The organism is Bilophila sp. 4_1_30, from assembly GCF_000224655.1.
In the GTDB taxonomy this organism is placed as follows: domain Bacteria; phylum Desulfobacterota; class Desulfovibrionia; order Desulfovibrionales; family Desulfovibrionaceae; genus Bilophila; species Bilophila wadsworthia.
Window position 1 is genome coordinate 898,226 of record NZ_JH114232.1, and the last position, 4,887, is coordinate 903,112.

Here is a 4,887-nt window from a genome sequence, read left to right on the forward strand (position 1 = left end):
CCCGAACCCCCTCCCTCTCATCTTCAAAGACTTTCGTAAGGGTCGATGCGGGGTACGGAGGCGCGGAGGCGATTCTTATTGGCGTTTGTCTCCCGGTGTTGCAACAGGAAGAACGAAAACGTATTGCTATGATATAGAGGATAGGCAGAGAAGGGAATCCACAAAAGCATAAGAGGATTTCCGATGCCGCCGGAAGTCCCGAATGCAAGTTCCGAACCAGCACAAGCCGGTTCGGAACCTTTGCATTCGGGACGTTTCGCCGGGGTCCGGGGGGCGGCTCGCCTCCCGGACGGGGGTCAAGGGGGCGGGAAGCCCCCTTGCCGCCGGAGGCCTTACGCCTTCACGGTAGCCGCAGCGGGCTTGTTGATGATGGCGTCGAACTCGCGCTGCAGCGAGGAAATCAGGTCGTGTACGGAAACGATGTTGTTGACGCGGGAGACGTTTTCGCCGCAGAAGGCGAACCCGCGCTCAAGGTTGCCCTTCATGGCGTTGATGAGGGCGGCGGCGATGCAATAGGGGGTCTTTTCCTGCTCGCAGGTCTTCACGCAATGGAAGATGCACTTGAACGGCTTCTTGCCGCCGTCACGCATGGAATCGATGAAGTTGTTCACAAGCGCGCGGCCGGGCATCCCCACCGGGCTCTTGATGATGGTCACGTCTTCCTGTTTGGCGTCGATGTAGGCCTGCTTGAAGCGGTCGTCGGCGTCGCACTCATAGGTGGCGACGAAACGGGTGCCCATCTGGACGCCGGACGCGCCGAGATCCATGTACTTCTTGATGTCTTCGCCCGTGTACACGCCGCCGGCGGCGATGACCGGGATCGCGCGCCCGGCCTTGTCTTCAAGCGGCTTCACCGCTTCCACGACCTGCGGGACAAGCTGTTCGAGGGCGTAGTTGGGATCAACAATGTGTTCGGGGCTGAAACCGAGATGCCCGCCGGCTTTGGGACCTTCCACGACGAAGGCGTCGGGCATGTAGCCGGTGCTGGACATCCACTTGCGGGCGATGAGGGTGGCGGCGCGGCCGGAAGAGATGATGGGCACGAGCTTGGTCTTGAATTCTTCCTTTTTGCGTTCGCAAGTCTCATTGAAAATCTTGGGTAGGTCCATCGGCAGCCCGGCGCCGGAGAAGATCACGTCGGCCTTGGCTTCGATGGAGGTGCGGACCATTTCGGCGAACGTGGTCAGGGCGACCATGATGTTCACGCCGATGATGCCCTGCGTGGCTTCACGGGCCTTTTCGATTTCGCGGCGGAGGGCGCGGAGGTTGGCTTCAAGGGGATTGCTGGCCACATCGGGTTCTTTCATCCCGATCATGGCTCCGGCGATGACACCGATGCCGCCTTCGTTGGCCACGGCGGAAGCGAGCCTGGAAAGAGAAATACCAACGCCCATACCGCCTTGGACGATCGGAGTTTTAGCGATGAGGTCGCCTATGTTCAGAGTGGGAAAAGACATGAAGAACCTCCTAGAGGTCTCTTATGGAGTTATGGGTACGCAAGCGGGAATAGGAATGCCTCCCTGCTTCTAATACCCGAATCTATTGTTGGGAGGATATGATACACACGTTCCGCCAGGAACACCAGCGGCAATGTGCCCCTTCCCGTGGGCGAAATTCCGGGCAAAGCTCCATATGCAGGAGGATGAACCCGATGAGGCGGGGAATGAGCGACAACGCCCGCTCCCGTTCCTCAATGGTCATGCCCTTCCCGAAAAGGGGCCGCTCCCCGCCGTCTTCGCCAAGGGCGACGAACGCCGCGTCGAGCACGGGCTTGCCCGTAGCCTGCCCATACAAATAACAATAATACAGCAATTGCACTGTGGGAATACGCTGTGCCATTATTGGCAAAAAATCATGTTCGGGGTCTGGCTCGGAAGCGGCTTCGGCGGCTTTTTCCGGATCCAGCGCATCCCAAAAGGCGTCGTCGGCCCAGATGTCCGGACGCAGCGCCTTGATGCGGCCCGTTTTGTAGTCGAGGATGACCGCCCCTTCGTCGAGCGCGCCTTCGGGGTCTTCCTGTTCACGCCAGTCCACACGGTCGAGATTGCCGGTAAGCCGCCTGACGCGGCCCCCCACCCGGATTTCGGCATCGTATTCCTCTTCCAGGGAAAGCACTTCCGTCTGTTCCGGCTGGGCGCGCAGGAACATGCCCAGACGCTCCGGCCCGGTGACGGAAAGCATGGCCGCGCTCTCCGGCGGCAGGGCGGCCTCCAGCCCCGAGGCGTCGAGGGCCGTGCGGAACAGGGCGCGCAAGGCTTTTTCGTCGAGGAACGGCAACTCGGGATCGCCCGATTGCGCGTCGCGGCGTACGGTCTTGCCCACGGCGGGAGCGTAGAAATCCCGGAGCACGTTGTGCAGAAGCACGCCCACGGCCGCCGGATCGTCGTCTTCGTTCACCTCGTCGATGGGTGCGATGGCGCACAGCCGCTCATAATAGTACCGCAGCGGGCAGGTCAGGTAGGCGTCCAGCCGGGTAGCGGACAGAGGATGCTTGAGCGATGCGGCTATTTGCTCCCGGATAGCCGGGGTCTTGGGGACGACCTTGCGTACCCTGACCGGCGGGCGGACATCAAGGGCCGCCGTGCGGAGCGGTTCGCGCCCCGGTTTCAGGCGCTGCCCGCGGGCTTGCTCCTCCTGCCAGATGAGTTCTTCCACAAGGCGGCTGCGCTGCTTTTTGCCGTCGAACAGGCCGGAGGTTTCCACGCCTTCCTGCCAGTAGAGCCAGACCTCGTCGGCCCCGGCGATGAGCCGGTGGAAGGTGTAGGCCGCGAGCTGCTCGCGGTTGCGGGTGTCGGGCAGGCCGAGAAGGGCGCGCAGGCTGTCCGGCAGGAGCGGGCTGCGGATCGGCGCGCCGGGAAGCCTGTCGTCGGTGACGTCCACGAGGAACACCCGCGAGAAGCGCAAGAGGCGTGTTTCCAGCATACCGAGCACTTGCAGGCCGGTCAGGGGGTCGGCCTCGAAGGGGACGCGCTCGGCACGCACGAGTTCCAGCAGCATGGCCTGCATCAGAGGCCACGGCAGCGGCGTGCCGGCCATGCCGTTGTCCTTGAGGGCGGGGATGACGCGCTGCATGAGGCGGAACAGGCATTCCGCATCGATGGGGAAACGCGACCAGATGTCGGCCTTGCCGTTGCCCGCGCCGCTCTCGTCGTTGCCGCTTCCATAGACAAGCAGTGTGTCGCACAGGCCGGAAAGCGCGTCCGCGAGTCCGCCGAGGGTATGGGCTCTTGCCCAAGTGTCCACGGTATCCCGCAAGATCCGGTTGATCAGTTCCCGGATGGCTGGCATGGCCGCCGCCACGTTGGGCAGGGAGGAGGCGGCGAAGAAGTCGTCCGCAGCGCCTTCGGCGACGGCATGGGCGTCTGCGTGCCGGCTGCCGTTGCGGAGGCGAGTTTCCATGTTCTGGAAAATGTCGCGCAGGGAAATGCCGTTGACCTCAAGCAGGCGCAGGTACGGGTGGCGGACGAGATCCGCAAGCGCCTTCCAGTAGGTCGTGCCGTTGGGCTGGCGGCGGTTGCGGGCGTCGAGCACGGTTTCCAGCAGGCGGAACAGGAGCGAGCGTTCAAGCGGGTAGCCGAGCGAAATGTTGCAGTCCTTGCGGGGCAGGTGGTGCAGCACGGGCAGCAGAGCCCCGCTGTGCGCGAGGGCCACCGCGATGTCGAGCTGCGAGGTGGGGATGGGGGCGGGTGTTGGGGCGAGCCCACCGGGGGAAGGGCTTCCCTCTCCCTTCCCGCGGGTCCCCTTCCCTCTCCCCCCCAAGGCTTTCGACGTTATCGAATCCTTGTTGTCGGCATTCCCGCTGGTCGACGTTTCGGGAAGGGTGGAAGTCGTGCCGTTTTCCGATGAGGGGAGCAGGGACAACTGTTGCGTCGTGCTTCTGGCCTTGAGCGCGGCGGCGAGGCGGTCTTTCCGTTCCAGTTCGATGAGATCGCCGCGCAGGGCGTCCAGTTGGGAATGCAGGTCGTAGCCCGCGAAATAGTGGATTTTCGGTTTCTTGCCGGGGGAAGGGCAGGCCAGCACGGTATCGGCCTTCCAGTCCGCGATCCAATTTGACTGTTCGGTACATGCCCAATGCCCTTGTCCGTTTTCGGCCAGCGCCGGATCGACGTGCAGGAAGACCTGCGCGCCGTGCCGCCAGAGGTAGCGGAACAGGGTGTTTTCCGTGCCGGTGAGCATACCGAAGCCCGCCAGCAGGATGGCGCGCCCAGCGAGAAAGTCGGGCAGCGGCGGGAGGTCGTCTCCGGCCGTTCCTTCTTCCAGCGCGCTGGCGACGACAAACGCGTCGAAGCCGGGCGTGGTGAGATCGGATTCGATCAGCGCGTCGCGGTAACGGCGGAAAATCTTGCCGAGCGAGCCGAGAAGGGCCGCCCCGAAAGGAGCCACTTCGCCTTCCGTGTACAGCATGTCTTCGGGCGTGAGCCCTTGCGTGAAACATTCCTCCAGCAGATCCGCGAGCCGCACCCCCCACGGGAAAAATCCCGCGTCGTCGGTTTTGGCGAGCTGCATACACAGCTCAGTGTCCGGCTCCGCCAGTTCGCGGACGCAGCGGGAGAGCAGGGCAATCTGATCCAGCTTTCCGGCCTCTCGGCGGAGTTTCTGGTGCTGTTCCTGGCGGAACGCCGCCATCAGTTCCCGTTCCGTGAACATGCGCGGGATGAGGCAGGGTTTGGGCACATCCGGCGCGTAGCGGAAGCGTTCTCGCAGGTAACGGCGGGGGCGGTCATGCATGAAGACCACCACCGCGTTGCCGGGCTGGCCGCGTGTGGCCTTCATCACCCCGTTTTTGAGGGCGTCCAGAAAGTCGGTGTCCCAAGGGACGATGCGGAACGGAGGGCAGGGTGTCATAGTTTCACCTGAGAGTGAGATGGGGGTAGGGAGAGGAAAATT

General features: G+C 63.3%; 2 protein-coding genes. Both read right to left on the reverse strand.

Annotation, left to right across the window (positions count from 1 at the left end; translation table 11 throughout):
- Nucleotides 1–332: 332 nt before the first annotated feature.
- Nucleotides 333–1,457: a nitronate monooxygenase family protein gene (locus HMPREF0178_RS10640; protein ID WP_009733410.1), complete on the reverse strand. Its 1,125-nt coding sequence runs from the start codon at nt 1,455–1,457 to the stop codon at nt 333–335.
- 82 nt (nt 1,458–1,539) lie between these two features.
- A complete protein-coding gene (locus HMPREF0178_RS10645) occupies nt 1,540–4,845 on the reverse strand; it encodes a PD-(D/E)XK nuclease family protein (RefSeq protein WP_009733411.1) in 3,306 nt (1,101 codons plus the stop codon).
- Between the last annotated feature and the right edge of the window lie 42 nt (nt 4,846–4,887).

Excerpts from the sequence above, each read along its gene's own strand:
- HMPREF0178_RS10640 (WP_009733410.1), bottom strand. The coding sequence starts at position 1,457 with ATGTCTTTTCCCACTCTGAACATAGGCGACCTCATCGCTAAAACTCCG.
- HMPREF0178_RS10645 (WP_009733411.1), bottom strand. The coding sequence starts at position 4,845 with ATGACACCCTGCCCTCCGTTCCGCATCGTCCCTTGGGACACCGACTTT.